At 68.7% G+C, this 25,433-nt stretch carries 27 protein-coding genes and 3 tRNA genes; 12 read left to right on the top strand and 18 right to left on the bottom strand.

Translation table 11 applies throughout. From position 1 onward, the window contains the following. Positions 1–107: 107 nt before the first annotated feature. Genes A9A59_RS07540 through A9A59_RS07530 form a run of 3 tightly spaced genes read right to left on the bottom strand, consistent with a single transcriptional unit; the run spans position 108 to position 2,413 of the window. A complete protein-coding gene (locus A9A59_RS07540) occupies positions 108–650 on the bottom strand; it encodes a sulfite exporter TauE/SafE family protein (protein WP_098503695.1) in 543 nt (180 codons plus the stop codon). Then, complete coding sequence (locus tag A9A59_RS07535; protein WP_098503694.1) at positions 647–1,825, bottom strand: hypothetical protein; 1,179 nt, start codon at positions 1,823–1,825, stop codon at positions 647–649. The genes A9A59_RS07540 and A9A59_RS07535 overlap by 4 nt, the downstream gene beginning before the upstream one ends. 36 nt (positions 1,826–1,861) lie before the next feature. Beyond that, positions 1,862–2,413, bottom strand: a complete 552-nt coding sequence (locus A9A59_RS07530) for a winged helix-turn-helix transcriptional regulator (protein WP_165772573.1) — start codon at positions 2,411–2,413, stop codon at positions 1,862–1,864. A gap of 186 nt (positions 2,414–2,599) precedes the next feature. Between A9A59_RS07530 and A9A59_RS07525 the strand changes: the two genes are divergently transcribed. The 7 genes from A9A59_RS07525 to nusG all read left to right on the top strand — a co-directional run bounded on the left by A9A59_RS07525 (position 2,600) and on the right by nusG (position 5,415). Further along, positions 2,600–2,674, top strand: a tRNA-Thr gene (locus A9A59_RS07525). A 40-nt stretch (positions 2,675–2,714) separates the two neighbouring features. Beyond that, positions 2,715–2,801, top strand: a tRNA-Tyr gene (locus A9A59_RS07520). A gap of 41 nt (positions 2,802–2,842) precedes the next feature. Then, positions 2,843–2,918, top strand: a tRNA-Thr gene (locus tag A9A59_RS07515). Positions 2,919–2,979: 61 nt separating this feature from the next. Then, positions 2,980–4,179, top strand: coding sequence for an elongation factor Tu (tuf, locus tag A9A59_RS07510; protein WP_098503692.1), 1,200 nt, complete (start codon positions 2,980–2,982; stop codon positions 4,177–4,179). 32 nt (positions 4,180–4,211) lie between these two features. Continuing rightward, on the top strand, positions 4,212–4,379 hold the full coding sequence (gene rpmG / locus A9A59_RS07505) for a 50S ribosomal protein L33 (RefSeq protein WP_098503691.1): 168 nt from the start codon (positions 4,212–4,214) through the stop codon (positions 4,377–4,379). A gap of 167 nt (positions 4,380–4,546) precedes the next feature. Then, complete coding sequence (gene secE / locus A9A59_RS14090) at positions 4,547–4,732, top strand: preprotein translocase subunit SecE (protein WP_165772572.1); 186 nt, start codon at positions 4,547–4,549, stop codon at positions 4,730–4,732. 128 nt (positions 4,733–4,860) lie between these two features. After that, a complete protein-coding gene (gene nusG, locus A9A59_RS07495) occupies positions 4,861–5,415 on the top strand; it encodes a transcription termination/antitermination protein NusG (protein WP_423242396.1) in 555 nt (184 codons plus the stop codon). A gap of 207 nt (positions 5,416–5,622) precedes the next feature. On the opposite strand, the gene A9A59_RS07490 is transcribed toward nusG, so the two are convergent. The 3 genes from A9A59_RS07490 to A9A59_RS07480 all read right to left on the bottom strand — a co-directional run bounded on the left by A9A59_RS07490 (position 5,623) and on the right by A9A59_RS07480 (position 9,547). Continuing rightward, positions 5,623–6,663 carry an ABC transporter permease gene (locus A9A59_RS07490; protein WP_098503688.1) on the bottom strand — a complete coding sequence of 347 codons (1,041 nt, stop codon included), beginning with the start codon at positions 6,661–6,663 and terminating at the stop codon, positions 5,623–5,625. An 11-nt stretch (positions 6,664–6,674) separates the two neighbouring features. Continuing rightward, positions 6,675–7,646 (bottom strand): ABC transporter permease, encoded by a 972-nt coding sequence (locus tag A9A59_RS07485; protein ID WP_133117546.1) that lies wholly within the window; start codon positions 7,644–7,646, stop codon positions 6,675–6,677. 89 nt (positions 7,647–7,735) lie between these two features. After that, entirely contained in the window at positions 7,736–9,547 is a 1,812-nt protein-coding gene (locus tag A9A59_RS07480; protein WP_098503686.1) for an ABC transporter substrate-binding protein, read from the bottom strand. A 299-nt stretch (positions 9,548–9,846) separates the two neighbouring features. Here A9A59_RS07480 and rplK point away from each other — a divergent pair, with 299 nt between their 5' ends. Together rplK and rplA are read left to right on the top strand one after the other, a co-directional pair. Continuing rightward, a complete protein-coding gene (gene rplK, locus A9A59_RS07475; protein ID WP_098503685.1) occupies positions 9,847–10,272 on the top strand; it encodes a 50S ribosomal protein L11 in 426 nt (141 codons plus the stop codon). After that, on the top strand, positions 10,272–10,985 hold the full coding sequence (rplA, locus tag A9A59_RS07470) for a 50S ribosomal protein L1 (RefSeq protein WP_098503684.1): 714 nt from the start codon (positions 10,272–10,274) through the stop codon (positions 10,983–10,985). The genes rplK and rplA overlap by 1 nt, the downstream gene beginning before the upstream one ends. 91 nt (positions 10,986–11,076) lie before the next feature. On the opposite strand, the gene A9A59_RS07465 is transcribed toward rplA, so the two are convergent. Beyond that, positions 11,077–11,424: a hypothetical protein gene (locus A9A59_RS07465; protein WP_098503683.1), complete on the bottom strand. Its 348-nt coding sequence runs from the start codon at positions 11,422–11,424 to the stop codon at positions 11,077–11,079. Positions 11,425–11,702: 278 nt separating this feature from the next. Between A9A59_RS07465 and A9A59_RS07460 the strand changes: the two genes are divergently transcribed. After that, positions 11,703–12,200 (top strand): universal stress protein, encoded by a 498-nt coding sequence (locus A9A59_RS07460; protein ID WP_165772571.1) that lies wholly within the window; start codon positions 11,703–11,705, stop codon positions 12,198–12,200. A gap of 67 nt (positions 12,201–12,267) precedes the next feature. On the opposite strand, the gene A9A59_RS07455 is transcribed toward A9A59_RS07460, so the two are convergent. From A9A59_RS07455 to A9A59_RS07420, 8 genes are read right to left on the bottom strand one after another with little or no spacing between them, the layout of a single operon-like run. After that, positions 12,268–13,002, bottom strand: coding sequence for an ABC transporter permease subunit (locus A9A59_RS07455; protein ID WP_098503681.1), 735 nt, complete (start codon positions 13,000–13,002; stop codon positions 12,268–12,270). Continuing rightward, the gene (locus tag A9A59_RS07450; protein WP_106427068.1) at positions 12,999–13,949 is read right to left on the bottom strand and encodes an ABC transporter ATP-binding protein; all 951 of its coding nucleotides are present in this window, start codon (positions 13,947–13,949) and stop codon (positions 12,999–13,001) included. The genes A9A59_RS07455 and A9A59_RS07450 overlap by 4 nt, the downstream gene beginning before the upstream one ends. Before the next feature lie 36 nt (positions 13,950–13,985). Beyond that, on the bottom strand, positions 13,986–14,762 hold the full coding sequence (locus A9A59_RS07445) for an SDR family NAD(P)-dependent oxidoreductase (RefSeq protein WP_098503679.1): 777 nt from the start codon (positions 14,760–14,762) through the stop codon (positions 13,986–13,988). Positions 14,763–14,777: 15 nt separating this feature from the next. Continuing rightward, complete coding sequence (locus A9A59_RS07440) at positions 14,778–16,232, bottom strand: MFS transporter (RefSeq protein ID WP_165772570.1); 1,455 nt, start codon at positions 16,230–16,232, stop codon at positions 14,778–14,780. A gap of 10 nt (positions 16,233–16,242) precedes the next feature. After that, entirely contained in the window at positions 16,243–16,911 is a 669-nt protein-coding gene (locus tag A9A59_RS07435) for an endonuclease III domain-containing protein (protein WP_098503677.1), read from the bottom strand. Then, positions 16,911–18,083 carry a geranylgeranyl reductase family protein gene (locus A9A59_RS07430; protein ID WP_098503676.1) on the bottom strand — a complete coding sequence of 391 codons (1,173 nt, stop codon included), beginning with the start codon at positions 18,081–18,083 and terminating at the stop codon, positions 16,911–16,913. The genes A9A59_RS07435 and A9A59_RS07430 overlap by 1 nt, the downstream gene beginning before the upstream one ends. Before the next feature lie 45 nt (positions 18,084–18,128). Next, positions 18,129–20,378, bottom strand: coding sequence for a gluzincin family metallopeptidase (locus A9A59_RS07425; protein ID WP_098503675.1), 2,250 nt, complete (start codon positions 20,376–20,378; stop codon positions 18,129–18,131). Positions 20,379–20,417: 39 nt separating this feature from the next. Beyond that, positions 20,418–21,188 carry an SDR family NAD(P)-dependent oxidoreductase gene (locus tag A9A59_RS07420; RefSeq protein ID WP_098503674.1) on the bottom strand — a complete coding sequence of 257 codons (771 nt, stop codon included), beginning with the start codon at positions 21,186–21,188 and terminating at the stop codon, positions 20,418–20,420. Between the two features lie 77 nt (positions 21,189–21,265). Between A9A59_RS07420 and A9A59_RS07415 the strand changes: the two genes are divergently transcribed. Beyond that, a complete protein-coding gene (locus A9A59_RS07415; protein WP_098503673.1) occupies positions 21,266–21,898 on the top strand; it encodes a ribonuclease H family protein in 633 nt (210 codons plus the stop codon). Between the two features lie 78 nt (positions 21,899–21,976). Then, positions 21,977–22,171 carry a hypothetical protein gene (locus tag A9A59_RS07410; RefSeq protein WP_098503672.1) on the top strand — a complete coding sequence of 65 codons (195 nt, stop codon included), beginning with the start codon at positions 21,977–21,979 and terminating at the stop codon, positions 22,169–22,171. On the opposite strand, the gene A9A59_RS07405 is transcribed toward A9A59_RS07410, so the two are convergent. The 3 genes from A9A59_RS07405 to A9A59_RS07395 are packed head-to-tail and all read right to left on the bottom strand — an operon-like array spanning position 22,154 to position 25,426. Then, the gene (locus A9A59_RS07405) at positions 22,154–23,842 is read right to left on the bottom strand and encodes a DNA repair protein RecN (RefSeq protein ID WP_098503671.1); all 1,689 of its coding nucleotides are present in this window, start codon (positions 23,840–23,842) and stop codon (positions 22,154–22,156) included. The two genes, A9A59_RS07410 and A9A59_RS07405, sit on opposite strands and share 18 nt — an antisense overlap. Continuing rightward, positions 23,835–24,689: an NAD(+)/NADH kinase gene (locus A9A59_RS07400; protein WP_098503670.1), complete on the bottom strand. Its 855-nt coding sequence runs from the start codon at positions 24,687–24,689 to the stop codon at positions 23,835–23,837. Before A9A59_RS07400 ends, A9A59_RS07405 begins: the two co-directional genes overlap by 8 nt. Continuing rightward, on the bottom strand, positions 24,689–25,426 hold the full coding sequence (locus tag A9A59_RS07395) for a TlyA family RNA methyltransferase (protein WP_098503669.1): 738 nt from the start codon (positions 25,424–25,426) through the stop codon (positions 24,689–24,691). Before A9A59_RS07395 ends, A9A59_RS07400 begins: the two co-directional genes overlap by 1 nt. Positions 25,427–25,433 lie beyond the last annotated feature (7 nt).

Genomic DNA, 25,433 nt, shown 5'->3' with positions numbered 1-25,433 from the left:
GGTCGTGCTCCGGTGGTGGGGTGACGTGGTGTGCCTCCGAGTGTACCGAGGGGAGCACCTTGCAGCGAAACCGGACCTGTGGGGGAGTTGCCGGGGCAGCAGCGGTCTCAAATGGCGCGAATGCCGTCGACTGCAAAGCCGGCCGCGACGACCACCGCGAGGCCGGCAAGGAGGCGTGGGAGCCCATCGGCCAGTGGCGCTGCGGCTCCGAAGCGGGCGACGGCAAGACCAAGGCAAAGGACGACGGCAGCGAGCGACCCGACGATCGCCAAGCCCGCACTCTCGCGCGAAGCAACGACGATGACGGCGCTGAGCCCGGCCGGGCCGAGGAGCACCGGCACCGCAAGGGGGACGAGGTCGGCGTAGCGCGAAGCCGGGTCGTAGTGGAGGCGGAGCGGCCCGAGGGCGAGGGTCGCCGCGCCCGAGGCGGCGATGATCACGGCGGCGGCAACAAGGAAGGACTCCGGTTCGACCGAAAGCGCCTCGAGGATGTCCCCTGCGAATGCAGCAGCAAGGGCGTAAATCGCGAGGGAGAGGGTGCCGGCGGTGATGATGTGCCGGGGCGGGGGTCGTTTTCCGTCGAGGCGGGCCGCCGCGGCAAAGGGGTTGACGGCGGCAATGATGGCGATGACAGCGAGAAAGGGGGTCATGGCGGGTCCTTGCCGGAGAGGATGAGCGAGGCGAGAAGCAGGGCCGAGAGCGCGTGCTGCTGGTCGTCCATGCGGGTGACGCCTTCGGTGAACCAGGCGCCCGTCGCGCGGACGGGGGAGGGCGCTGCCGCAGCTCGAGTGCCGGAGACCTGGCGGTCGCGGAGCATCCCGGCAACGCAGGCGAGGCGTTCGTCGATGGCGGGACGGAGATGGGCGAGGCGCGGGTCGGCGTCGGCGGCCTGGCGGAGGCCGGCAAGGCCTTCGCCCCAGGTGCCCATGCCGGCAGCGCGGGCCTGGCGCCCGCGGAAGAGTCGGGAGAGTACGGTATCCCGCCGGGCGGATTCTGTGCGCACCAGCAGGCCGAACCGGGCGGCAAGGGCTTCGAGGTAGCGAACGTCGGATTCGGTGAGTCCCCAGGAAGCCATTTCGCCGAAGCCATAGGCGGCCCACTGGTCTGCCCACGGGGGGTATTGGAGATTTTCGACGCGGTCGCGATCGTCGGCGAGGTAGCGGGCAGTTCGGCGGGCAGGGGCATCCCATCCTTCGCCGGGGAAGATGCGGTGCATGAGGGTCAGCGCCCAGAACGCTTCCCCGGTCGCGTATTTTGAGCGCTCGCCCGGCACCGGCTGGAGCGCGACGGGGTCCCAGCGATTCAGGAAGGCGCCGTCGGGGAGCTGGAGGACGAGCATTCCACGGGCGAGCTCGCGCATGAGGCCGTCGTAGCGCGGGTCTTCAGTGGCGATTCGCCGCTGGAGGAGGCTGGCAAGCATGAGCGCGGTGGCACCGAGGCGCACACTGCCGTTGCCGGGGTCCCGGAGCGCTGCCCAGTCGGCGTGGCGATAGAGGTTCCGGGACATCCAGTCGAGGCCACGATCGGCGGTGGGCAGCACCGACGGGTCGCCTGCGGCGGCGAGCTGGTAGAGGGCCATGGTGACGCCGGCGTGGCGGACAACGTTGTAGCCGGGAAGGTCGATGTCGCGTTCGATGGAGTACTCGTACACGTAGGAGCCATCGGGGTACTGGTTCGCCTCGATCCATGCGGCGGCGAGGCGGGCTGCGTCGAACGCTTCGGAGGGCGTGACTGCAGGGCAGTGTTGCGGGGCAAGGAGGGTGATGCGGAGGGCCACGGCCCCAATCGCCCAGGCGGCAACAGTGAGCAGGAGCGGCCGCTTCATGGGCGGAGGAATGTACCAGCCACGACGGTACCGATGCTACGGTGCGGCAGCCTCAGCAGCGCGGCAGAGCCGGTCCATTACGGAGAAGAGCTGCTGGCCGCGAGGTGTGAGGTCGTAGAGCGTCGAAGGGGGGTAGGTGTGTTCGACGGTGCGCTGGACAAGCCCGGCTGCCTGTAGATCCTTGAGCGCGAGGGTGAGCGCCCGGGGCGTGATGCCGGGGAGTTCGGCGCGGAGCTGGTTGAACCGGGTGGCCCCGCGGCCGACGGCGACGAGGACGAGCATCGGCCATTTCCTGAGGGCAAGGTCGACGAGGTCCATGGCGAGGACGGCTTCGACGGCCTCAACGCAGGCCGCGCCGACGGCCACTCCGGCGGGCGTGAGGGAGCAGCGGGCACTGCGTGGGGCCGGTTCGCGCTGGATGACGCCGGCTTCTTCGAGTCGGCGGAGGGTTTCGGCGAGGGTGTCGCGGGCGGCGTTGAAGGCTTGCTGGAGCTGGGCAACCCGCTGGGGGCCATCGCGGTAGAGGCGCGCGACGGTTGGGACGGACCAGCGGTGGTGAAAGAACCGGATTGCGGGGAGGAGCGACAACAACGAGCACCCTGCGAGAGGAGCTGTCAGCATCGAGTTTGTACACCGGGTATACTCTAGTTGCAAGGCCGCGCGGGAGGCGACAGGAGGCTTGCCAAAGTACAGCGGCAGCTTCATACTTAGAGCTTGATCCGCCGCGGCGGATCGTTTTTGTGTTGGAATCCGCTGGGGTTCCCGGGAGGTCTCGCCCGGGTGGCGCAACGGCAGCGCATCCGATTTGTAATCGGACGGTTAGGGGTTCGAATCCCCTCTCGGGCTCCAACACAAACGGCCCGGCAGCGCAAGCGGCCGGGGATGCCATGGAGAGATGGCCGAGTGGTTAATGGCAGCAGACTGTAAATCTGCCGCGCTTCGCGCTTCGTAGGTTCGAATCCTACTCTCTCCACCAATCAGCAATCTGCGACCGGCGGCGCAACCGCCGGGTATCTGGCCCTCATAGCTCAGCAGGCAGAGCGCGTTCTTGGTAAGAACGAGGTCTCCGGTTCGAACCCGGATGAGGGCTCCAGTGTGGACTCCCGGCGGCGCCGCCGCCGTTCCAAACCAGGCCCGGAGGGCAGAAGGAACCCATGGCGAAGGCGAAATTTGAGAGGACGAAACCGCACGTCAACGTTGGGACGATCGGGCACGTTGACCACGGGAAGACGACGTTGACGGCGGCGATTACGAAGGTGCTCTCCCTGAAGGGGGAGGCGGAGTTCCGGCCGTTCGATTCGATTGACAATGCGCCGGAGGAGCGTGCGCGCGGGATCACGATTGCGATTGCGCACGTGGAGTACGAGACGGACAAGCGCCACTACGCGCACGTCGACTGCCCGGGCCATGCGGACTACATCAAGAACATGATCACGGGCGCGGCCCAGATGGACGGGGCGATCCTGGTGGTGGCGGCGCCCGAGGGGCCGATGCCGCAGACGCGGGAGCACATCCTCCTGGCGCGGCAGGTGGAAGTGCCGGCGCTGGTCGTCTTCCTGAACAAGGTGGACATGATGGAGGACCCGGAGCTCCTCGAGCTGGTCGAGCTGGAGCTGCGGGAGCTGCTGACCTCGCAGGGCTTCCCGGGCGATGAAGTGCCGATCATCCGCGGCTCGGCGCTGAAGGCGCTGGAGTCGACCTCGACCGACCCGAACGCGCCCGAGTACAAGTGCATCTGGGAGCTGATGGATGCGGTCGACAACTACATCCCGACGCCGGTGCGGCCGCTCGACAAGCCGTTTTTGATGCCGATCGAGGACGTCTTCGGCATCAAGGGGCGCGGCACGGTGGTGACCGGCCGGATCGAGCGCGGGGTGGTGAAGGTCGGCGACGAAGTGGAGATCGTCGGCCTGCGGGAGACGAAGAAGACGACCGTCACGGGCGTCGAGATGTTCAAGAAGATGCTGGACGAGGGCCAGGCGGGCGATAACGTCGGCTGCCTCCTGCGCGGCATCGAGCGGGATGAAGTGGAGCGCGGGCAGGTGCTCTGCAAGCCAGGGAGCATCAAGCCGCACACGAAGTTCGAGGCCCAGGTGTACGTCCTTTCCAAGGAAGAGGGCGGGCGCCACACCCCGTTCTTCAACGGCTACCGGCCGCAGTTCTACGTCCGCACCACCGACGTCACCGGCACCATCCACCTGCCCGAGGGCGTCGAGATGGTCATGCCCGGCGACAACATCACCATGACCGTCGAACTCATCCAGCCCGTCGCCATCGAAGACGGCCTCCGCTTCGCTATCCGCGAGGGCGGCCGCACCGTCGGCGCCGGCGTCGTCACCAAGATCCTCGCCTGAGGGCGGGCCTTTGGGCAGGAGGGAGAAGCCATATGGCGAAGAACAAGGGGGACCGGATTATCATCCACCTCCAGAGCACGGAGGGGCCGGTGTACCGGTACACGACCCAGAAGAACCGCCGGAACGATTCGGGCCGGCTTGAGCTCAAGAAGTACCACCCAGGGCTGCGGAAGCACGTCCTCTTCAGGGAGACGCGGTAACGTCCATGGCACGAGCACAACGCCGGCGCGCGGCGACCGCAGCGCCGGGCGATTCCCAGCCAGCCGAAAGCCCGCGCCCGGCTACCCGGCCGTCGCTTCCGCGGCCCCCGGCGGCGCCAGGGCCTATCGCGCGGCCTGAGACGCCGAAGCGCAGCCCGTTTGGGTTTTTGAAGCGGCTCCAGCCGCGCTTCGTCGCCGATATTATTGCCGAGCTGCGGAAGGTGACCTGGCCGTCGTTCCAGGAGACGCGCTACCTGACGATTGTGGTCGCCATCGTTGCGGTGGTGATGGGGCTGTTCCTGGGAGCGGTGGACCTGCTCTTCGGCTGGATCATCGAGAGGCTGTTCTTCTAACGATGACCGACGAACAGAAGCCGATTACTGCGCTCTCCGGCATCAGTCCCAGCCAGCCCGCGAAGCGGCCGGCGCGGCGCCGCAAGACTGAGGACGAACTCGAGCAGGAGCAGCTCACCGACGAGGAGATCAACGCGCCCGGGCGGAAGTGGTACTTCGTGCACACGTACAGCGGGCACGAGAACAAGGTGCGCAACGCCATCAAAGCGACGGTGGAGCGCATGGACGCCGGCGACAAGATCTTCCATGTGGTTGTCCCTACGGAGGATGAAATTGAAATCCGCGACGGCCAGCGGCGGACCGTGAAGCGGAAGCTCTACCCCGGCTATGTGCTGGTGCAGACCATTGAGCTAAAAGAGGGCGACCCCGCTTCGGATGCAGCGTGGCACCTCATTCGCAATACGACCGGCGTGACGGGGTTCGTCAGCTCGGGCACGCGGCCGGTGCCGCTGTCGCAGGAGGAGGTGAACCATATCCTCCGCGCGATGCGCATGGAGCAGCCGCGCGTCCGGGTGGCCTTCCAGCCGGGACAGTCGGTGCGCATCGTTGACGGCCCGTTCGAGGATTTCGTTGGCGTTGTGGACGAGATCAACACGGAAAAGGGCCGCGTGAAGGTCATCGTCAACATGTTCGGGAGGGAGACCCCGGTGGAGCTGGACTTCCTCCAGGTGGAACGGGTCTAAGCGAGAGCGCACGGTGCCCCTTGTGGGCCGCCGTCTGTAGCACGCCAGACCGCCCCGGCCGGAATCGGCCGGGGCGGTTGCTTTTTTGATGTGTGCGACTCTGCGCCAGGAGGGGGTTTGCGCCGGAAGGGCGCCGGGTGAGGCCCCGGGAGGGCGTTGCGGCATCCACTGCGCGGGCGCCACCGCCGGGAGATCGCGACCGGCCTGTTAGAAGCCGGCGCGGCCTCCGCGGCCCCGGAGGCGCGGGTCGAGGACGTCGCGAAGTGCGTCTCCCGCCAGGTTGAAGCCGAGAACGACCATTGTCAGGGCCATGCCGACGATGAAGGCCATCCAGGGGTCGGACGGACCGTTCCGACGGCCTTCCTCGACCATCTTGCCCCAGGAGATGCGCGTTGGGTCGCCCAGCCCGAGGAAGGCGAGCGTGGCTTCGACGAGGATGTAGATGCCGATCGAGCTGGTGAACGTGACGATGATCGGCGCCGTGATGTTGGGGAAGATGTGCCGCATCATCACGCGGAGGTCGCTGGCGCCGATGGTGCGGGCGGCAAGCACGTAGACCTCTTCGCGCACGGCAAGCACGGCACTTCGCACAACACGGGCGGAACTGGCGGTGCCTAAGATGCCGAGCGCAATGGTGTTCACGGTGAGTGTGGGGTTTGCGACGACCTGGCCAAACAGCAGGAGCAGGACGAGCGGCGGGAAGGCCTGGAGCGTATCGACGATGCGCTGGATGAAGAAATCGACGAAGCCGCCGAAGTAGGCACTGGCGAGACCGACGATGGTTCCGCTAATCGTGGCGATGAGGGCAGCGCCGAGGCCGACGTAGAGGGCCGTGCGCGAACCATGGACGATACGCGAGTAGAGGTCGCGGCCAAGTCCATCGGTACCGAGCCAGTGGTCGGCGGTGGGGCCGCCGAACTTGATGGGGATGTCGTTTTTTTCGAGTTTTTCGGGCGGGTACTGCAGGCGGACGGTGGGGTCAATGAGCGCCTTTTCGGCGAGCTCGGGATCGTACTCCGGGTTGGGAGCTTTGAAGATCGCCTCCGGGTCGTAGCGGTCGACGACGTCGGCAAAGAGGGCGGCGAAGACACAGAGGGCAATGATGAAGACCCCCACGCCGCCGAGGGGCTTATAGCGGAAGAAGCGGCCGATATGGACGAGCGCCCGAACGAGCATCGGGCGGTCGCTGAGGCTGCGCGGCATACCGAGGGTGCCGGGGCGATCGAGGATTGCCTGTTCCTGGGCCATGGCAGCTTCTCCTAGGAGTACCGGATGCGCGGATCGAGGACACCGTAGAGGAGGTCGATCGCGAGGTTGACGAAGACGACGAAGGTGGCGATGACGAGGACGAAGGCCTGCACAACGGGCACGTCGCGGGCGACGATGGCTGCGAGAATGCGCCTGCCGACCCCAGGGATGGCAAACAGGTTCTCAAAGACGACGTTGCCGGAGAGGAGCCCCGCAAAAGAGAGACCGAGCACGGTCACGACGGGAACCAGGGCGTTTTTGAGCGCGTGGCGGATGATGACGACGCGTTCGCGGAGGCCTTTGGCCCAGGCGGTGCGGATGTAGTCCTGGCGGAGCACTTCGAGCATTTGGGAGCGGAGGAGGCGCATGACGCCCGCGCCGGAGGCGAGCCCGCCGACGACGGCGGGGATGATGAAGAGGCGCAGACTGGCAGCGGGGTCTTCCCAGAGCAAGGGGGCGGTGCTGATGGGCACCTCCCAGAGGCTCCACCGTATGACGTAGAGGAGCGCCATGGTTGCAATCCAGAAGTTGGGCATGGCGAGGACGAGGATGGCAAAGACGCGCAGGACGTAATCGACGATGGAGTCCTGGCGGATGGCCGAGATGATGCCGATAGGGATGGAGGTGAGGATGGAGATTGCGAGCGACATGAGCGCCAGCTGGAGGGAGTACGGCAATCCCTCTTTCATGCCCTGGAGGGCGGACTCGCGCGTCTGGTAGGAGATGCCGAAGTCGCCGCGGAGGAGGTTCCCGAGGTAGATGAAGTAGCGCTGGACAACCGGCTTATCGAGGCCGAGGTCTTTGCGGACGGCGTCGATCTGCGCCTGGCGGAGCGCCGGGTCGGTCGAGGTCGGGTCCTGGGCAGCGATGCGCTGGGCCACGAAATCGCCGGGCAGAACGCTTGTGGCGAAAAAGACGAGCGTGGCGACGAGCCAGATGACCGGGATATTCACCACTACCCGGCGGAGAATGTACGTCCTCACTCTCGGTGTCCCCCTTCTCCCTGTGAACGTGCACTGCGGGCCGAGCGCGGATTGTACCGCGTCTCGGCCCGCAGCGGAGCGAGTTGTTGCTAGGCCGGCCGGCCCTGCCAGGTCGGGTCGGTCTGGTCGAACCACCACTGAGTGCCGTACTGGTGCTGCTGGACGAAGGCCACGGCCTCAGGGTACTTGAGGTAGTTCCAGCGGAGGGACGAGTTGACGGCGACCAGGGTGTACGGGATGCCGGCGCCGTAGTTCTTGATGAGCTCGCGCATGACCTCTTTGGAGAGCTCCTGGCGCTTGGCGATGTCGAACTCGACCACGGCCTGGGCGGTGAGCTGGTCGACCTTGTCGATCTTGACGCCGAACTGCTGGAACTGCGGCTGGCTCGAGTTGTACTGGAGGTAGTTCAGGAGCGTGGGCTCGGGATCGGACACCTCGGTGATCCAGCCGAACCAGATGTTGTTCTTCCCGTTGCCGTACTCCTGCTTGACGATCTTGCCGGTGATGGTTGCGTAGGGCTCGATCTTGGCAACGAAGTTGTTGCCCAGCACCTTCTTGAGCTGGTTGGTGATGAGGGCGGCGCCGCCGGAGTAGAGGCCCTCCCAGATGTCGGGGATGTCGACGATGATGTCCCCAAGGGCGGGACCGCCGCCGGCTTCCCACATCTTCTTCGCCTCGGCCTCTTCCTTCGCGCGGTCCTCAAGGTAGCCGGGGTAGGTGATGAGCTCTTTCTCGGTGATGGCGAAGGCCGCCTGGGTCGGCGGGACGTTCCCCGAGAGGACGGCCTTGCCCTGGAGGAGCGATTGGATGATGGCGCGGCGGTCGAAGGCGCGGAAGATGGCGCCGATGAGGTTCGGGTTGTTCCACGGGGCGGCGCCGCCGTAGTAGGTGCCGGCCTGGGGGTTGCCGCTGAAGATTTTGACCTCGTGGATTTGGCCTTCGTACCGCTTGAGGAGGTCGTGGATGACCTGGTTCTGGGTTGGGGTGAAGGCATCGAGCTGCTTCTGCTCGAAGGCAGCCTGCTGGGCCGACTGGTCGGTGAAGAGCGGGAGCCACTTGACGCCATCCCAGTTGACCTGGGTGTGGAACTTCTCATGGCGGACCCATTCGGAGTCGCCCTCGGCGGACCACTTCTTCAGCACAAATGCGCCGGTCCCGATGACGAGGTCGGCCTTCATGTTGGCGTAGTCCTTTTCGAAGGCGCGGACGGCTTCAGGGGCCTGGACCTTGGCGTAGGAGCCGGCGAGGGTTGTGAGGAAGAAGGGGTCGGGCTTCGAGAAGGTCACGCGGACGGTCTTGCTGTCGACGACTTCGACCTTATCGACATTTTGGAAGGCCGACTTGCGGTAGAAGTTGGGGTCGTCGGTGCCGTCGAGGAGCTTGCCGTTCTTGTTGCGGTTGATGAAGAAGGCGACGTCTTCGGCGTTCGCCTGGCGGCCGTTCACGGGCGGCTTATCGTGCCAGAAGACGTTGGAGCGGATGGTGAAGACGATGGTGTTGGGGTCGGGCTGCTCCCACTTCTCAGCGAGGCCGCCTTCGAGCTCGGCTTTGGTGAAGCTCTTCCACTGGGTGACCCCAAGGTTGGTCATGCCCATGAGCCAGGCGACCGGCGAGAAGCGGCTGCGATCGACGTCGAAGGTGTCCCACGTGTTGTTGGCGGAGACGAAGCGGGCGACGCCGCCCTTCTGCGGGGTCTGCGCCGCCGAGGTCGGGCTTGCGGCGGGCGACCCGGTACCGGCGGGCGCGGTCGAGGAGCCGCTGCCGGTATCGTCGTCATCGTCGCCGCAGCCGACGAGGCCGAGGGCTGCCGCTCCGATGCCTGCGGTTGCGGCGCCGCCGAGGACACGGCGCCGGCTGATGCCCTGGCGGGCCAGCTTTCTGGTCCAGTAGTTGTCGGACATTGAGATGAAGAATCCCCCCTTGCTGGTGTCGCCCCGCGTCGATAGCGCTCATCGGGCCTATCGAACACGGATGGGCGATTCGGGGAGTATACGCACGAGGGCGATTCGGGGAAGCTGTCTTTCCGGTAAATCGAGGTTTACCGACGGCAAACGGTTTGCCGCGCGCGAAGGACGGTCGGGGCACGGGACGGGTGATTGTTCGAGAGGCGGGACGGCGCGATACTTGGTAGTTGGCCCGCTCTGCAGGGGCGGGACTCGTGGAGGCGCGACCTGCGCCGCTTGAACACAAGGAGACTCCGTTGGCGAAGAAAGTCCGGGCAGTGTTGACACTGCAGCTGCCCGCCGGGAAGGCGAACCCGGCGCCGCCGGTCGGCCCTGCGCTGGGCCAGCACGGCGTGAACATCATGGAGTTCTGCAAAGAGTACAACGCTCGGACGCAGGACAAGATCGGGCTGATCATCCCGGCCCAGCTGACGGTCTACGAGGACCGCTCGTTCACCTTCGTGCTGAAGACGCCGCCGGCGGCCGATTTGCTCCGGCGGGCCGCGGGCATTGAGAAAGGGAGCGGCAATCCGCGGCTCAACAAAGTGGGCCGGGTGACCGTGGAGGACATCCGCAAGATTGCGGAGACCAAGCTGCCGGACCTGAATGCGAACTCCATCGAAGAGGCGATGCGCATCATCGAAGGGACGGCGCGGAGCATGGGCATCGAGGTGGTCGACTAATGCCGAAGCACGGGAAGCGGTACCGCGAAGCCGCCGCCAAGGTCGACAAGTCGCGGTTTTACGGTGTTGACGAAGCGATTGCCCTGGCGAAGGAGATCCACCCGGCACGCTTCGACGAGACGGTGGAGCTCCACATCAAGACGGGCCTGGACCCGCGCCATGCTGAGCAGCAGATCCGCGGCTCGACGGTGCTGCCGCATGGGCTCGGCAAGGTGATGCGCGTGCTGGTGTTTGCCGAAGGGGAAGCCGCGGCGGCAGCGCGCGAGGCGGGTGCGGATTATGTCGGGAGCGATGACCTCATCAAGCAGATCGAGGGCGGATTCCTCGACTTCGACGTCGCGATTGCGACCCGCGAGATGATGGGCAAGGTGGGGCGGCTCGGCCGCATCCTCGGCCCGCGCGGCCTGATGCCGAACCCGCGCTCGGGGACGGTTGTCGGCGCGGAGGACATCGCCAAGTCGGTCCAGGAAGCGAAGCAGGGCCGTGTCGAATTCCGGCTTGACCGCCTCGCGAACATCCACGTGCCGCTCGGCAAGGTGAGCTTTGAGGACGAGAAGCTGAAGGAGAATATGGCTGCCGTGATCGAGGCGGTGAATGCTGCCAAGCCGAAGGAGGCGAAGGGGCAGTACATCCGGAGTGCGACGCTGACGACGACGATGGGGCCGGGAATTCACCTCGACCTTGCGCAGACGTTGTCGCTGAAGCTGACGTAGACCGGAGGGGAACCCCGGGCGGGAGCGCCTTCAAAGACGAGGCCCCGGCCATGTTGGCCGGGGCCTGTACCGTGTGCTTCCGGGCGGCTCGTCAGTGCGCCGGGGCGGCGTGGCCGCCGTGGGCGTCGCCGTGACCGTGGGCGTCGTCATCGGCCGGCAGGTCGCGTGAACGCATGATGGAGATCGGGGCGACCCATTCGGGATTCTCGGGGAAGCCGCCCACCTGCCTTTTCAGCAGGTAGAGGACACCGAGGACCACGGAGAAGACCGCGACACCGGCCAGGGACCACAGGACGACCGGGAGGACGTCAACGCCGGCGCCGCCAGACTGGACCATTGGGTCGGGCGAACCGTGGCCATCATCCGCGGCTGCCGGGACGACGAGCGCAGTGGCGAGGAGGAGGGCGACGAGGGTGGCGGAGATGACGCGCGTCTTCATCGGTGTGGAGTGTAGCAGCGGGGGCCGTGTGGGCCAGCGCGCGGAGGCATAAAAATAGGGCCGGTGGATGTGTGGAGCGGACACGACATCCAGCGCGACCCACCTGTTGTTTAGCACCTGCTAAGCCCCTGGCGCAAGCGGGTGAGGCACGAAATTTGCCGAAATAACGAAATGTTGACATTTGGTGCCGCTGGACCGCGGCGATGGGGCCGAATGGCCATCGGCAGGCCTGCCCCTGGGGGGCAGAATCCCGGCAGTCGGCACACGGAGGAAGGACGATGCGTGCACTGGTTCCCCTCGACGGCAGCGAGACGGCCCTGGCGATCATGCCGGCGGTGCGCCGCCTGGCGGAGATGGCGCCCGGGATCGCACTGCACCTGGTCACGGTGCTGGACCCCCAGGCCGTGCGGGGACGCATGGAGCGGCCGGTCACGGAGCCGCTCGGGGCGGCGGTTGGGACCGCAACCATCCGGATCCCGGCCCCGCGGCTCATTGAGAGCCACGGGGAAGCGATCGCCCGGAAGTCGATCGAATGGCGTGAGAAGCTCGAGGAGGTTGCCAGGCGGGAGCTGCCCGGGACGGACACCCACGTCCACATCGAGTGGTCGCACCACACGGCGAAGGCGATCATCGAGCTGGCGAACGAGCTGGACGTCGACGTGATCGCGATGGCCACCCACGGGCGTTCCGGGCTCTCTCACCTTCTGGCAGGGAGTGTTGCCGAGGAGGTGATCCGCGACAGCGGGCGGCCGGTCCTGGTGGTGCGGGGGAGATAGGCGACCTCAGCCAACATGGCGGGGAGCCGTCGTGCCGGAAAGGCCGCCGGCGGACGGGAGCCGGGGGTCAGATGGTGCTGATGGCGCGCTCCCGGTCGAAGGCGCGCACAACCAACCGCCAGAGTCCAGCGTCGATGGCAGCGAGTACCACCGCCATGGTCAGCCACGTGAGGAGCGATGGTTCGATGGTCCGCGTGACGACGAGAAGAACCGGGAGCATCGACGGGAGGAGGATGAGCCCACTCAGGTGCTCGGCGATGCGCACGTCCTTCGAGCGGGCGGAGAAGAAGAGCCCGGTCATGGTCGAGAAGAGCGCGAGGAGCGGGGCCGCAAGGAGCATGCCGAGCGGCCAGGCCGGGTCGAGCGCCGGCCCGCGAACGGGCGGTTCGACGATTGCGGCCACAATGGCCATGTACAGGATGAAGATGCCGAAGGAGGCGGCGAGGGTCGGGAGGAGGATGGCGATAACCTTGCCGGCGAGGAGCTGCCGGTCGGAGAGGGGGAGGGTGAGGAGCGGTTCGAGCGTGCCCTGGTCGCGCTCGCCGATGATGCTGTAGGCGGCCATGGTTGCAGGCATGATGACCGGTGCCAGGAAGAAGCAGAACATCGCCTGTCCGACGGCGAAGTCGGGGCCGCCGATCGCCCGCGCTGGGTCGTAGAAGAGCAGGTTGAGCACGGGGAGCACCAGGAAGGCGACCGGCAGGATGGTGGCGGTCAGGACGATCATGCGGTGGCGGCGGAGTTCGCGGAGCTCTTTGCGGGCGAGGGCGCGGACGGGCGGCTGGATGGTCAGCAGGCTCATGCGGCGAGGCTCCCGGGGAGCGGCTGGCTCATCAGTTCGAGGTAGGCCCGTTCGAGGTCGCCGGCGGGGCGGACGGCGACGATCCGGGCGCCGGCGCTGACGAGCCGGGCAACGAGGTCGGGGGTGTCGCGCTCGGCGTTGAGCAGGCGGCAGCGGAGGGCCGAGGCACCCCACCAGACTTCACGGACTGCGGGGAAGGACTCTACGGCGCGACGGACGGGCGCATCCACGACGCCGGCGAGTTCGACTTCGACGATGTGGCCGAGGAGGGCAGCGCGGACCTGCAGGGGCGTCCCCAGCTGGAGGAGGCGGCCTTCGCGGAGGATGGCGACGCGGTCGCAGAGGCGCTCGGCTTCGGCGAGCCGGTGCGTGTTCAGCAGGACTGCGGTCCCCTCGCGGGCGAGGTCGCGGATGAGCCCCTCCATGGCCGCGGCCGCAGAGGGGTCGAGACCGCTCGAGGGCTCATCCAGCAACAGCACGGGAGGCCGGTGGACAATCGCGCGGGCGAGGGCGACGCGCTGCTTCAGCCCTTTCGAGAGACTGCCGACGAGGTCCTCGCGACGGTCGGCGACGCCGGCGAAGGCGAGGGCGCGCGCGACGGCAATTGCGGCGTCGGGCAGCTGGTGGGCTTCGGCCCAGAAACGGACGTTGGCCTCGACGGTCTGGCGGTCGTAGAGGCTGGGACGCTCGGGCATGACGCCGATGCTGCGGCGCACCTCCATCGGCTGGCGGGCGACATCCCACGAGAGGATGCGAGCGGTGCCGGCGTGGGGCTGGAGGAGGGTGGCGAGGATGCGGAGGGTGGTTGTTTTGCCCGAGCCGTTCGGGCCGAGCAGGCCGAGGACTTCGCCGCGTTCGACGGAGAGGGTGAGGCGATCGAGGGCGAGGCGCTCCCCGAAACGACGGGAGACTGCCTCGCACTCGATGGCCGGTCCCGCGCCCTTCACACCGGGAGAATCGGCGGCGGAGGGCCAGTTCTCCAGTCAGCGGGCCATGCGGCCGCCGTCAACGGGGATAATCGTCCCGGTGAGGTAGCTGGCGTCGCTGCTGCAGAGGAAGGCGACGAGGGCAGCAACTTCTGAGGGTTCGCCGTAGCGCCCGAGCGGGTTGGTGGCTGCGAGCTGCTGGTGGACCGCTTCGGGCTCGTCGGGGTTGATGCCGCGTTCGAGGGCGCGCATCATGCGCGTTTCAATCGGCGACGGACAGACGGCGCAGACCCGGATGCGCATGGGGGCAAGCTCAAGAGCAGCAGTTTTCGTCATCCCGACGACGGCGTGCTTGCTCGCACCGTAAGCGATGATGCCCGGCGTGCCGCTCAGGCCGGCGACCGAGGCGGTGTTGACAATGACCCCGCCGCCGTTCGCGGCCATGACCGGGGCGACGTACTTCATGCCGAGCCAGACGCCTTTGACGTTGACCGCGAGCACGCGGTCGAACTGGTCCTCGGGGTAGTTCAGCATGGGCCCAATCCAGCCCTCGATGCCGGCGTTGTTGAAGAAGGCATCGATGCGTCCGAAGCGGTCGCGGGCGGCGGCGACGTACCGTTCGACATCGGCCGAGCGGGTGACATCGGCGGGGACGGCGACGGCGCGCGCACCCATGGCTTCGGCAGCGGCGGCGACTTCGTCGAGCGCGGTGCCGGGCAGGTCCACCGCGACGATGCTGGCGCCCTCCTGCGCGAAGCGCTCGACGGCGGCGCGGCCGATCCCACCGGCTGCGCCAGTGATCACGGCGACTTTCCCTTCAAAACGGCGTTCCATGGGACCTCCAGTGCTTCAGGGTGCGGATTTCTCGAGCGGGTCGCGGAGGGCGACGGGCGATGATGCGAGCGGTGCGCGGCGCTCGCCGCGGAAGAGGGATGCGACGATGGCGGCCGCTGCGGCGAACCCGGCGACGAGGAAGGCCGCACGGACGCCGGCGACGATGGCTGCTTCGGGCAGGTCGGCAATGCGCTCAGGGCGGTAGCCTGCGGAGGCCGTGGCGACCGCGACAAGGACCGCGCTGGCGAGCGCGAGGCCGACCGCGTTGCCGATGTTGCGGGCCGTCGCGACGCTCGCCGAGGCGGTGCCGAGCCGGTCAGGCGGCACGCTGTTCATGATGGTGGCGCTGTTCGGCGACATGAAGATCGAGGTGCCGATGCCGACGATGGCGAGCCGCGCGACGATGCCGAGCGCGGAGGTTTCGGCGGTGATGGTGGCGAGCGAGAGGAGCCCGAGCGACACGAGGGCGATGCCGAGCGTGGCCTGGTGCGTGACGCGGTGGCGGTCGCTGATTCGGCCGCTGAGCGGCGAAAGGAGCAGCATCATGAGGGGAACGGTGGCAACGATGAGCCCGACCCGCCCGGTGGAGTAGCCTTTGACCTCCTGGAGGTAGAACGGCAGGAGGAAGGTGACGGCGGACTGGCCGGCGAAGTTGAGGGCCAGGCTGCTGACACCGACCGAGTAGGCCCGTATGCGAAAAAGGGAAAGCGCAACGACGGGGCTGGGCGTGCGCGCCTCGACCCGGAGGAAGGCAACGAAAGCGACCACCCCGGCAGCTCCGAGGCCGAGAATTGGGGCGGAGGTCCAGCCCCAGGCCTGTCCGCGGTTGACCGCGACGAGGAAGGCGCTGAGGGTGATGAACAGGGCGAGGGCGCCGGGCACGTCCATGCGGCGACCGCTGACGGCGGCTGCGGGCGCGGAGGGGCGGATGACCAGCCATGCGAGCAGGAGCGCGACGATGCCAATCGGCACGCGGAGGGCGAAGATGGCGTGCCAGGAGAAGGCTTCGAGGATGAGGCCGCCGAGGATCGGGCCGGACATGAGGCCGGCGCCGACGACGGCTCCCGTGGTGCCGAGCGCCTGGCCCCGCTGCTCCGGGGGAAAGGCTTCGCTGACGATGGCGTTGCCGTTGGCGATGGCGAGGGCCACCCCGACAGACTGGATGAACCGCATTGCCACGAGCTGTTCGAAGGTCTGGGCGATGCTGGCGAGGGCCATGCCGATGGTGAAGATGGCCCAGCCGACGATGTAGACCCGTTTCCGGCCGTAGAGGTCGCCGGCGCGGCCGGCGGTGAGCGTGAGTCCGGTGACAACAAGGCTGGACACGAGGGCGGCCCAGACGACGGTATCGGGGGAGCGGTCAAACTCGCGGGCGAGGGTGGGGAGCGCAACGTTGACGATGGAGAAGTCCATCGTGGCCATGTAGGTGCCGAAGGCAACGGCAGCCAGGACGCGCCAGCGGTACTCCACGGGTCGGACTCTACGCGGGCGCAGCCGGGTCCTCAACGGCGGCCGTGCGCGCGGGACACTCGATGAGCGGGCAGCGCTCGCAGGCAGGCCGGCGGGCCGAGCAGGTGCGGCGCCCATGCTTGATGAGGAGCATGTGGAACGGGTAGTAGTCAGCGGGATCGACGAGCGCTTCGAGGAGGTCGTGGGCACGGTCGGCGGTCGCAGACGGAGGGACGAGGCCGAGGCGCTTGGCGACGCGTTCGACGTGGGTATCGACGGGCAACGCCGGGCGGCCGAGCGCGAACAGGAGGACGCACGCGGCCGTCTTGGGTCCGACCCCCGGGAGGGCACGAAGCCAGGCGCGGGCCTCTTCGAGCGGGAGGTCCCGGAGGAAGCCGAGGTCGAAATCGGGCGAGCGTGCCTCGACGGCGCGCAGAGCGGCCTGGATGCGGGGGGCCTTCTGGCGGGCGAGCCCGCCGGGCTGGATCGCGTGCACCACCTCCTCGAGCGGCGCCTCAGCGATGGCTTTCCAGGACGGGAAGCTGCGCATCAGGGCGATGAACGCGCGCCCGCTGTTGGTATCGGAGGTGTTCTGGCTGAGGATGGTGAGGACCAGCTCGGCGAGGGGGTCGCCGCTCGGCTGGAGGACGGGCATGCCGTAGACCGGCGCGAGGCGCGCGATGATGCCGCGGGGGTCCATCAGCGGGCGCGGTCCTGGCGGGCGAGGCGGCGGGCCGCGATGCCGGGAAGGAGCGGGACGCGGGCAGCTTCGCGGGCGTAGGTGGATTCGCCGCGCTGGACGGCGAAGAAGGCGCTCCAGAGGTACGGGATGGCGCGGGTGGCGCGCATCCAGGGGCCGGGGTATCGGCCGAGCATGCCGTAGAACATGTGGGCAATCACCCGGGCGGCGCGGAGCTCGGGCATGATCTCGCGGTCAATGTCGTCCTGGTAGCGCTGGAGCGGTACTCCCGAGGAGAGCGACCGCAGGACGGCGCGGGCAGCGATGCGCCCGGACTCGATGGCGTAGGAGATGCCCTCCTGAGTGAACTCGTCGGCGAGGCCGGCGGCGTCGCCGGCGAGGAGTACCCGTTCGGACGCGATGCGCTCGCGGCCGCGACGGAAGCGAATTTTGTGGCCGCGGGCGATGTCGACAGGCGCGCCGTCGAGCCCGAGGCGGCGGAGGTAGGCGGCGACGTGAGACTTCATCTCACCGGCCTGTCCGGGGGGCAGGACGATGCCGATGGAGAGGACTTCGGCCTTTGGGAAGAGCCACGCGTAGCCCCAGGGGCGGTAGCCCAGGTCGATGAACGCTGTGGCGCGGTTGGCGCGGACCCGGGCTGCAGGTGCACGCACTTCGACCTCGTAGGCGGCGCACTCGGCCAGATCGGTCCCGAGGCCGGCCATCCGGCCGACCGGCGAGTGGGCGCCGTCGGCGGCGATGAGTATTTCAGCGCGGGCGGAAAAGCCGTCTTCGGCGCGGGCGGTCACGCCTGTGGGGTCCGGTTCGAGCGCGCGGATGGCCGCGCGGGGGCGGAATTCGGCGCCGGCCCGGCGCGCGTAGTCGAGAAGGAGGGTGTCAAATCGCTCGCGCATAACCATTGCGGCGAACGGCTCGCCGGAGTCGCGGACGAACCGGCAGCGGCCGTGGAGGGAGATGTCGAGGAGGGCCACCTCGTCTTCGACGACGGGGTCGATGGGGAACGGAAGGAGCCGGGAAGTGCGGCGGGGGATGCCGCCGCCGCAGGCCTTGTAACGGGGGAATTCGGCCTTATCGAGGACGAGGACCCGCGCGCCCGCGGCGGCGAGTTCGCGTGCGGCGGTGCTCCCGGCAGGCCCGGCGCCGACTACGATGGCATCGAACTGGGCTGGCACAGTTTGGACTGTACCGGGAGCACGAACAGGCGAGAAGGGTGGGGCTTACTCGGGGGTGTTTTCCCAGTCGCGCCAGCTGCCGCGGCGGCCTTCGGCTTCGAGGTAGTGGCCCTTGCCGAGCGGTTTGACGGGGGGCGGCTGTTCGAGGCGCTTGAGGAGAACCCAGACGCCGAAACTCAGGGCCGCCATGACCGACGTGAGCAGCGCGAGCCGCTGCATGCCGCGCGCTTCGGCGCCATCCCAGGTGTCGTAGGCCTGGCGGGCGAGCTCCAGGGCGCGGGTGCCGTCGCCGGCAGCGAGGGCGTCCTCGGCGGCGCGCAGCTTCGCCCCCGGGTCGGCGAAGAGCATGCCGACGCGGCCAAAGAAACCGGGGCTGAAGGACGCCTGCTTCTCCTTCGCGAGGGCGATGAGTTTCGCCGCGGCGTCGGCGTTGACGCGGCCGGTGACACCCGCGGAGGCCGCGGCGCGCGCGCCGGTGAAGTCGCCCTGTTCGTACAGCTCGCGGGCCTTCGTGATGGCCTGGCGGAAGGGCGAATCGGCGGGTTCGCCGGCGAGCTGGGATTCGGCGGCCTGGATGGCGATAACGGCCTGGCGCTGGTCCTCGACCAGGCGGGCGGTTTCGGAGAGCCGTGCGCGGCCCCACGATATGGCGACGGCGTCGGGGGTCGCCAGGCCTGCCCCGGCGGCGAGTTCAGTGGCGGAGCGGTAGGCAGCGATGATGGTGTCGGCCTGGGCGACCTGGGCGGCGATCGGACCGAAGACCCAGGCGATCAGGTTGTTGTAGATGTCGGAGGGGATGCCGGAACCGAGCCCGGCCTCGGCTGCGCGGCCGCGGAGCCCGCGGACAAGGTCGTGGGCGGCGCGGCGCTCGGCGAGCAGCGGCTTTGCCGTTTCAGGAACAAAGACCCAGTCGAGGAAGAGCTGGTCGAGGTTGCGGTCGGAGAGGAATTCGCCCTGGTCCATGAACCAGCCCTCTTTGAGGCGCCAGAGGGCGGGCTCGTCATCGATGCGGGAGAGGACGGCGGTCATATTCTGGCGGCCGCCGATTGCTTCTTCGTAGGCGAACCAGAAATCGCCGGAGCGGCCGTACCAGTAGGCGGCCGGGCCGCCGACGGCGGTCGAACCCCAGGTTGCGAGCGGCTCGTTGATGCCATACGACTTCCAGTCCGTGGGGCGGACGGCCACGCCGAGCTGCGGAGCGACGACCCGGGTGGCCCATTCGGCGAGTCCCTCCCAGAGGAAGGGGCGGGCGAGCTGGGTGTTGCCGGCCCACTGGTGGGCGAGCTCGTGGATGGTGACCTCGTCGTCGATGCCGCCGGTTTCGTGCGAGAGGAGCACCTGCCCGACGCCGGAGAAGGCGACACCCGCGATGCCGTAAGCGGCAATGTGGTAGGACTGCCGCATCGTGACGTCGGTATAGGGGTACTTGAAGCCAAAGAGCGATTCGAGGACGGGGAAGGCCTGCTTTGCGACGGCGAACTGCCGGGCCGCCCAGTCGGCATCGCGGCGGAAGAACTTCAGGGTCATCGTGACCTGGCGGCCTTCGGGCATGGTTACCGGCTCGGAAAGGACGCCGCGGCGGGTCTCGTCGGTGACCGACAGGGCGAAGGCGGAAAAAACGCCGGGGTCGAACCGCTGGCGGCAACGTTCGTCGAGGGCGGCGCAGCGCTCGAGGATATCGGGGTCGTCGGCCGAAAGGGCGATGAGGAAGACGTTGCCGCAGACCCAGCGCTGGAGGCCGGCGTTCTTCACCTCGGACGGCTGGTCTTTGCCGACGAGGCAGCCGGGGTCGAGGACGTTGTCACCGGACTTCGGGACATCGACGAAGACCCACGAACCCGGCCCCTGTCCGATGAACGGCACTTCAATGAGGCCGGGCTCGAGCGTCATGAGGGGACCGGAGGTATTGGGGAGGGTGTAGGCGGCTTCGAGGGTGAGGCGCCGTTTCGGCTGGAGGGGTTCCGGGAGTGCGACGGTGGCGATGGCGGTGCGTTTCGCCGCTTCGTCGCCTGGGTCAAGCGTGAACTGGACGGGAGCGCCGTCGCGGGTAATGGCAAGGTCGCTCGCGTGGGGGAGGATGTAGAGAGGAACGGCGGTGATGCCGTTCTGCGACTGGTTGAGGAACTCGACGCGGACGTGGACGCGGACCGTGCCGGCGGGCGTATCGAGGCGATAGACCGTTTCGGAGGCGGAGACGAGCCCCTGCGCCTGCTGCGCGGAGGCCGGTGGAGCACCAACGAGCCCGGCCGCGGCAGCACACACGGCGACCAGCAGCGCGAGGACGCGAGTCTTCATACCGGGAAGTTCGACCGTCGGAACGGCAACGCGCAGGGGTCAGTTCACGAGGACGCCGCCATCGACCGGGAGGACGACTCCGGTGACCCACCGGGCCTCGTCAGAGGCGAGGTAGACGGCGGCCCATGCGATATCCCAGGCGGTGCCTTCGATGCCAAGCGCGGTTGACTTGCGGCGCGCCTCGCGGACTGATTCCGGCATGCCGCGGGCGGAAACCATGGGCGTGTAGGCGGGGCCGGGCGCGATGGCGTTGACGCGGATGCCGTCGCGGCCGTGGTCGGCGGCCATGGCGCGGGTCAAGGCCTCGACGGCGCCCTTGGATGCGGCATACGGGGCCAGACCGCGTCCGCGCTGCGAGGCAATCGAGGAGATGTTGACGATTGCGCCGCCGCCCGCGGTGGCGAGCATTGCCGGGATGGCGTGCTTGCTGGCAAGAGCCATGCTGGTGACATTGACTCGCATCTGGAGCTCCCACTCTTCGAGCGTGACCTCGGTGATGCGCTTGGCGATGCCGATGCCGACGTTGTTGACGAGGATGTCGAGGCGGCCCCAGCGCCCGAGGGCGCGTTCGACCATGGCCCGGCAGGCGGCTTCGCTGGTGACGTCGGCGGCAAAGGGCTCGGCCTCGCCGTGCTCCTCGGCGATGAGGCGAGCGGTGAGCTCGGCAGCCTCGAGGCGGCGGTCGACCAGCAGGACACGGGCGCCTTCGCGGGCGAAGAGCACGGCCGTAGCGCGTCCGTTGCCGATGCCTTCGGTCTGGGAGCCGGCGCCAGTGACAATGGCGACCCTGCCGTTAAGCCTGCCGGCCATGGACACCTCCCGGGGGATGAGCTGCCGGATTGCAGCAGGCGTAGTCCGGAAGCCCGCGGGCTTCTAGAGTCGTGGCGATGACCACGTACCGGTGCGAGGCATGCGGCGAGCCGTTCACGCTCCCGGCCTCAGTCCGGGCGAAGTACCCCAACTGGCAGCCGCGGCTGTGCCTCGCGTGCCGCAGGCGCTCCAAGCGCGGAACCGCGGCAGCCGGGGACGGTTCGAGACCGGCCGCGGCGGCCTCCCGACCTCCCGAAGCTGCACCCGAGGAGGACCCCCAGACGGGCATCTTCACCGACGGCGCCTGCCAGGGGAACCCGGGACCCGGCGGCTGGGGCGCGGTCTACGTCCGGGACGGACGGGTCATCGAGGAGCGGCACGGTTTCGAACCCGCGACGACGAACAACCGGATGGAGTGGACCGCGATGATTGCGGGGCTGGAGATGGCGCCGCGGGACGAGCCGATCACGGTCTATTCGGACAGCCAGCTGGTGGTGCGGACGCTCAATGAGTGGGCGAAGGGGTGGGAGGCCCGCGGGTGGAAGCGGAAGGACGGGCCGGTGATGAACCTCGACCTTGTGCAGCGGGCGTGGGCGCTGAAGCAGCAGCTTCCGCTGGTGCGGGTGGCGTGGGTGCGCGGGCATGCGACGTCGCGCTGGAATGCCTACGCCGACGAGCTGGCGACCTCGCACTTCCGGAAGGACGCCTGAGCGGGGAGCCGAAACCTCCACCGGGCCGTCACGGCTTCGGCCCTGTGCCGTTCGGCCGGGTGCGGTGAGACTGGGGCCATGGATAGCGGCGTATTCGAGGGACCGGACGGGCGGGAGGTCCTCCGTGAGATTGTGGCGGCGCTGGAGGCTATCGTGGTGGCGCTGCAGGCCGAGCGGGCGGCCGGCGAGCCCGGCTACGCGATGCGCGAAGCGGTGCGCCGGGTGGTTACACTGCGGCAGCGCCTGGGAGAGCGCTCAGGACGCGGCGGCTGAGCCGAGGAGTTCGTCGGCGGCAGCAAGATTGGCGGGAGTAACGCCACCGAGCATGGCAGCAAGCTCGGCCCGGCGGGCCTCCCCGGCAACCTCGCGGACCTCGGACCAGGTGTGGCGCCCGTCGGTGCGCTTTTCGACGACGAAGTGGCGGTCGGCAGCGGCGGCTACCTGCGGGAGGTGGGTGATACAGAGGACCTGGTGCCGCGCGGCGAGGCGCCGCAGGGCGCGCCCGACGACCGCGCCGGTCCGGCCGCCGACGCCTTCGTCGACTTCGTCGAGGACTTCGAGCCGGCCCTCGGTAGCCTGGCCGAGGGCAACCGTGAGGGCGAGGAGGAAGCGGGAGGTTTCGCCGCCGCTGGCGACGGTGCCGAGGGGCCGCGGGGGTTCGCCGGGGTTGAAGGAGGCGAGGAACTCGACGCGGTCGACGCCGGCCTCGGTGAAGGCGCGGGGGGCCGGTTCCGGCGAGGGCGCGGCGGCTTCGTCCGCGGCGCCGGCGACGACCTCGTAGTCAGGGAGGGCGACGAGCGGCCCGGCCGGGTCGTCATCGCAGGTGAAGGCGACGGCCAGGCGGGCGCCGGTCATGCCGAGGAGGTCCAGCTCGGCAGCGATGGCACCGACAAGCGCACCGGCGGCGGCTCTCCGGCGTATCGAGAGGTCGGCAGCCTGGCGGCCGAGCGTCTCGAGGAGGCGGGATTCGGCGGCCTCGAGCTCCTCGAGCGAGGCGCCGGCCCCGGTGAGGTCGGCGAGCTGGCGGGCTGCAGTGTCTCGGTAGGCGAGGACGGCGGCGATGGTGTCGCCGTATTTGCGCTGGAGCCGCGCGAGCAGGTCGAGGCGTTCGGTGACGGCGGCGAGCCGCTCCGGGTCTTCATCGAGCGCATCGCGGTAGGCGCGGAGGGCGCGGCGGAGGTCCATGCTGGCGGTTTCGAGGATGCCGGCGAGGTCGGCAAGGTCGGCAGCGCCGGGGTCGCGGCCGGCGATGACGCGCACGGCGGAAAGCACCTCGCCGATTGCCGGTTCATCAAGGGCGGCGAGCGCGCGTTCGGCTCCCTCGCGCAGGCGGGCGGCGTTGCCGAGGCGCGCCTGCTCGGCGCGGAGCGATTCGTCTTCACCGGGGACGGGCGCGGCGGCGTCAATCTCGGCAACTTCGAAAGAGAGGCGCTCGATGAGCCGCTCGCGCTCGCGGGCATCGGAGCGGAGGGAGGCGAGCTTTCGGCGGACCTCGCGGAGCTCGCGGACGGTAGAGGCGAGCGCTGTGCGGTCGGCCTGGAGGCCGGCAAACTCGTCGAGCGCGGCAAGCTGGACCGCCGGCCGGAGGATGGCGAGCTGCTCGGACTGGCCGTGGATATCGAGGAAGCCCTCGGCGAGGGCGCGGACGTCTTCGTAGCGGGCAGGCTGGCCGTCGATGCGGTAGGTCGAGCGCCCACCGAGGGTGAGTGTGCGTTCGATGACCGTCGGCCATCCGAGGCGGAGCGCGGCGCGGACGGTCGCGCGGTCGGCGCCGGCGGCGATGACCTCGCGGCCCATTCGCGCGCCGAAGGCGAAGGCGATGGCATCGACGACCAGCGACTTGCCGGCCCCGGTTTCGCCGGTGAAGACGGTCAGCCCGGGGCCGAGGTCGATGGCGACGTTGCGGGCAACGGCGAAGGAGGTGATTTCGAGCTGTTCAAGCACTGGGGTTCATGGTGCTGGAGAGCTGCATTTCGAGCTTTTCGGCGAGTTCGGCGTAGAAGCTGGACGGCTCACGGAAGCGCACGAAGCGGGTGACATGGGGGCTCTGACGGACGACGATGCGCACGCCTGCGGCGACCGGCTCGTCCTCCTGGCCGTCGATGCTGAGGATGGCGCCCTGTTCGCTGGTGACGGCCATTTCGATGGTTGAATCCGGCTGGAGCACGAGCGACCGGCCGAGGGCGAGGTGGGCCGAGACCGGGGTCAGGACGAGGTGGTGCTCGGTGGGGGCGAGGATGGGGCCGCCCGCGCTCAGCGAGTAGCCGGTGGAACCCGTTGGCGTGGCGACGATGATGCCGTCGCAGCGAAAGATGGCGAGGCGGGCGCCATCGATGTGGACGTCGACGTAGACGGGACGCCCGGGCGAGCGGCGGCTGACAACGATGTCGTTCAGGCCATCGAAGGAGTGGAGGGCGGCGCCATCGGCCATGACGTCGGCGTGGACCATGATCCGCTCTTCGAGGCGCCAGTCGGCGGCGATGATTCGCTCGATGGCGTTGAAGAAGTCGCGCGGGCTCATGTCGGTGAGGAAGCCGAGGCGGCCCATATTGACGCCGAGGATCGGCGTGGCGTGCGGGATGACAATGCGAGCAGTGCGGAGGACGGTGCCGTCGCCGCCGACGCAGACGATCAGGTCGGAGGCGGTGATGGCATCGCACGGGGGCGGGCCCCAGGCATCGAAGACGCCGGCATCGATGCCGCGACGGCCGAACTCCTGCGCGACCTGGCGGGCAAAGGCGAGCGCGCCTTCGCTCCGGGGGGCATGGAAGATGACGGCGCGGCGCAGCATCAGGCAACTCCGGCGGGCGGGGTGCGCAGCAGTACAAGGAATTCGGTGTTGCCGTCGCCCCCGCGAATGGGCGATGGAATGATGCCACAGGTTGCCCAGCCGTGGGCGGCCGCCCAGGCGAGGAAGCGCTCGCGGACGCGGTCGAGCACGGCCGGGTCGCGGATGACGCCGCCTGGAGGGACGTCGGCGGGGCCAGCTTCGAACTGGGGCTTGAGGAGGGCGATCACGGGGGTCCCCGGCGGAACGCGCGCCGCCACCGAGGGGAGGACCTTTTGGAGGGAGATGAAGGAGAGGTCGGCGACGACGAGGTCGACCGGCGGGAGCGGCGGGAGGTCGCGCGCGTTCACGCCTTCGAGGAGGATGACCCGCGGGTCTTCGCGGAGCCGGCGGTGGAGCTGGCCGCGCCCGACATCGATGGCGATGACGCGGGCGGCGCCGTGCTGGAGGAGGCAGTCGGTGAAGCCGCCGGTTGATGCACCGAGGTCGAGGCAGGTGGTGCCAGCGGGGTCGATGCCGAATTCCCGGAGGGCGGCCTCGAGCTTGAGGCCGCCGCGGGAGACGTAGCGGAGCGGTTCGACCACCTCGAGCGGCGCGGCAGGGTCGAGCGGTTCGGCGGGCTTTACGAGCGTGCGGGTGCCGGTGCGGACCCGGCCGGCCATGATCAGCTGGCGGGCCTGCTCGCGGGATTCGGCGAGGCCGCGCTGGACGAGGAGGAGGTCGGCACGGACGCGGGCCACGTTCAGA

Source organism: Tepidiforma thermophila (assembly GCF_002563855.1).
GTDB classification, from domain to species: domain Bacteria; phylum Chloroflexota; class Dehalococcoidia; order Tepidiformales; family Tepidiformaceae; genus Tepidiforma; species Tepidiforma thermophila.
The sequence above is the reverse complement of the archived record's forward strand: the minus strand, read 5'-3'. Positions and strand labels throughout refer to the sequence as shown.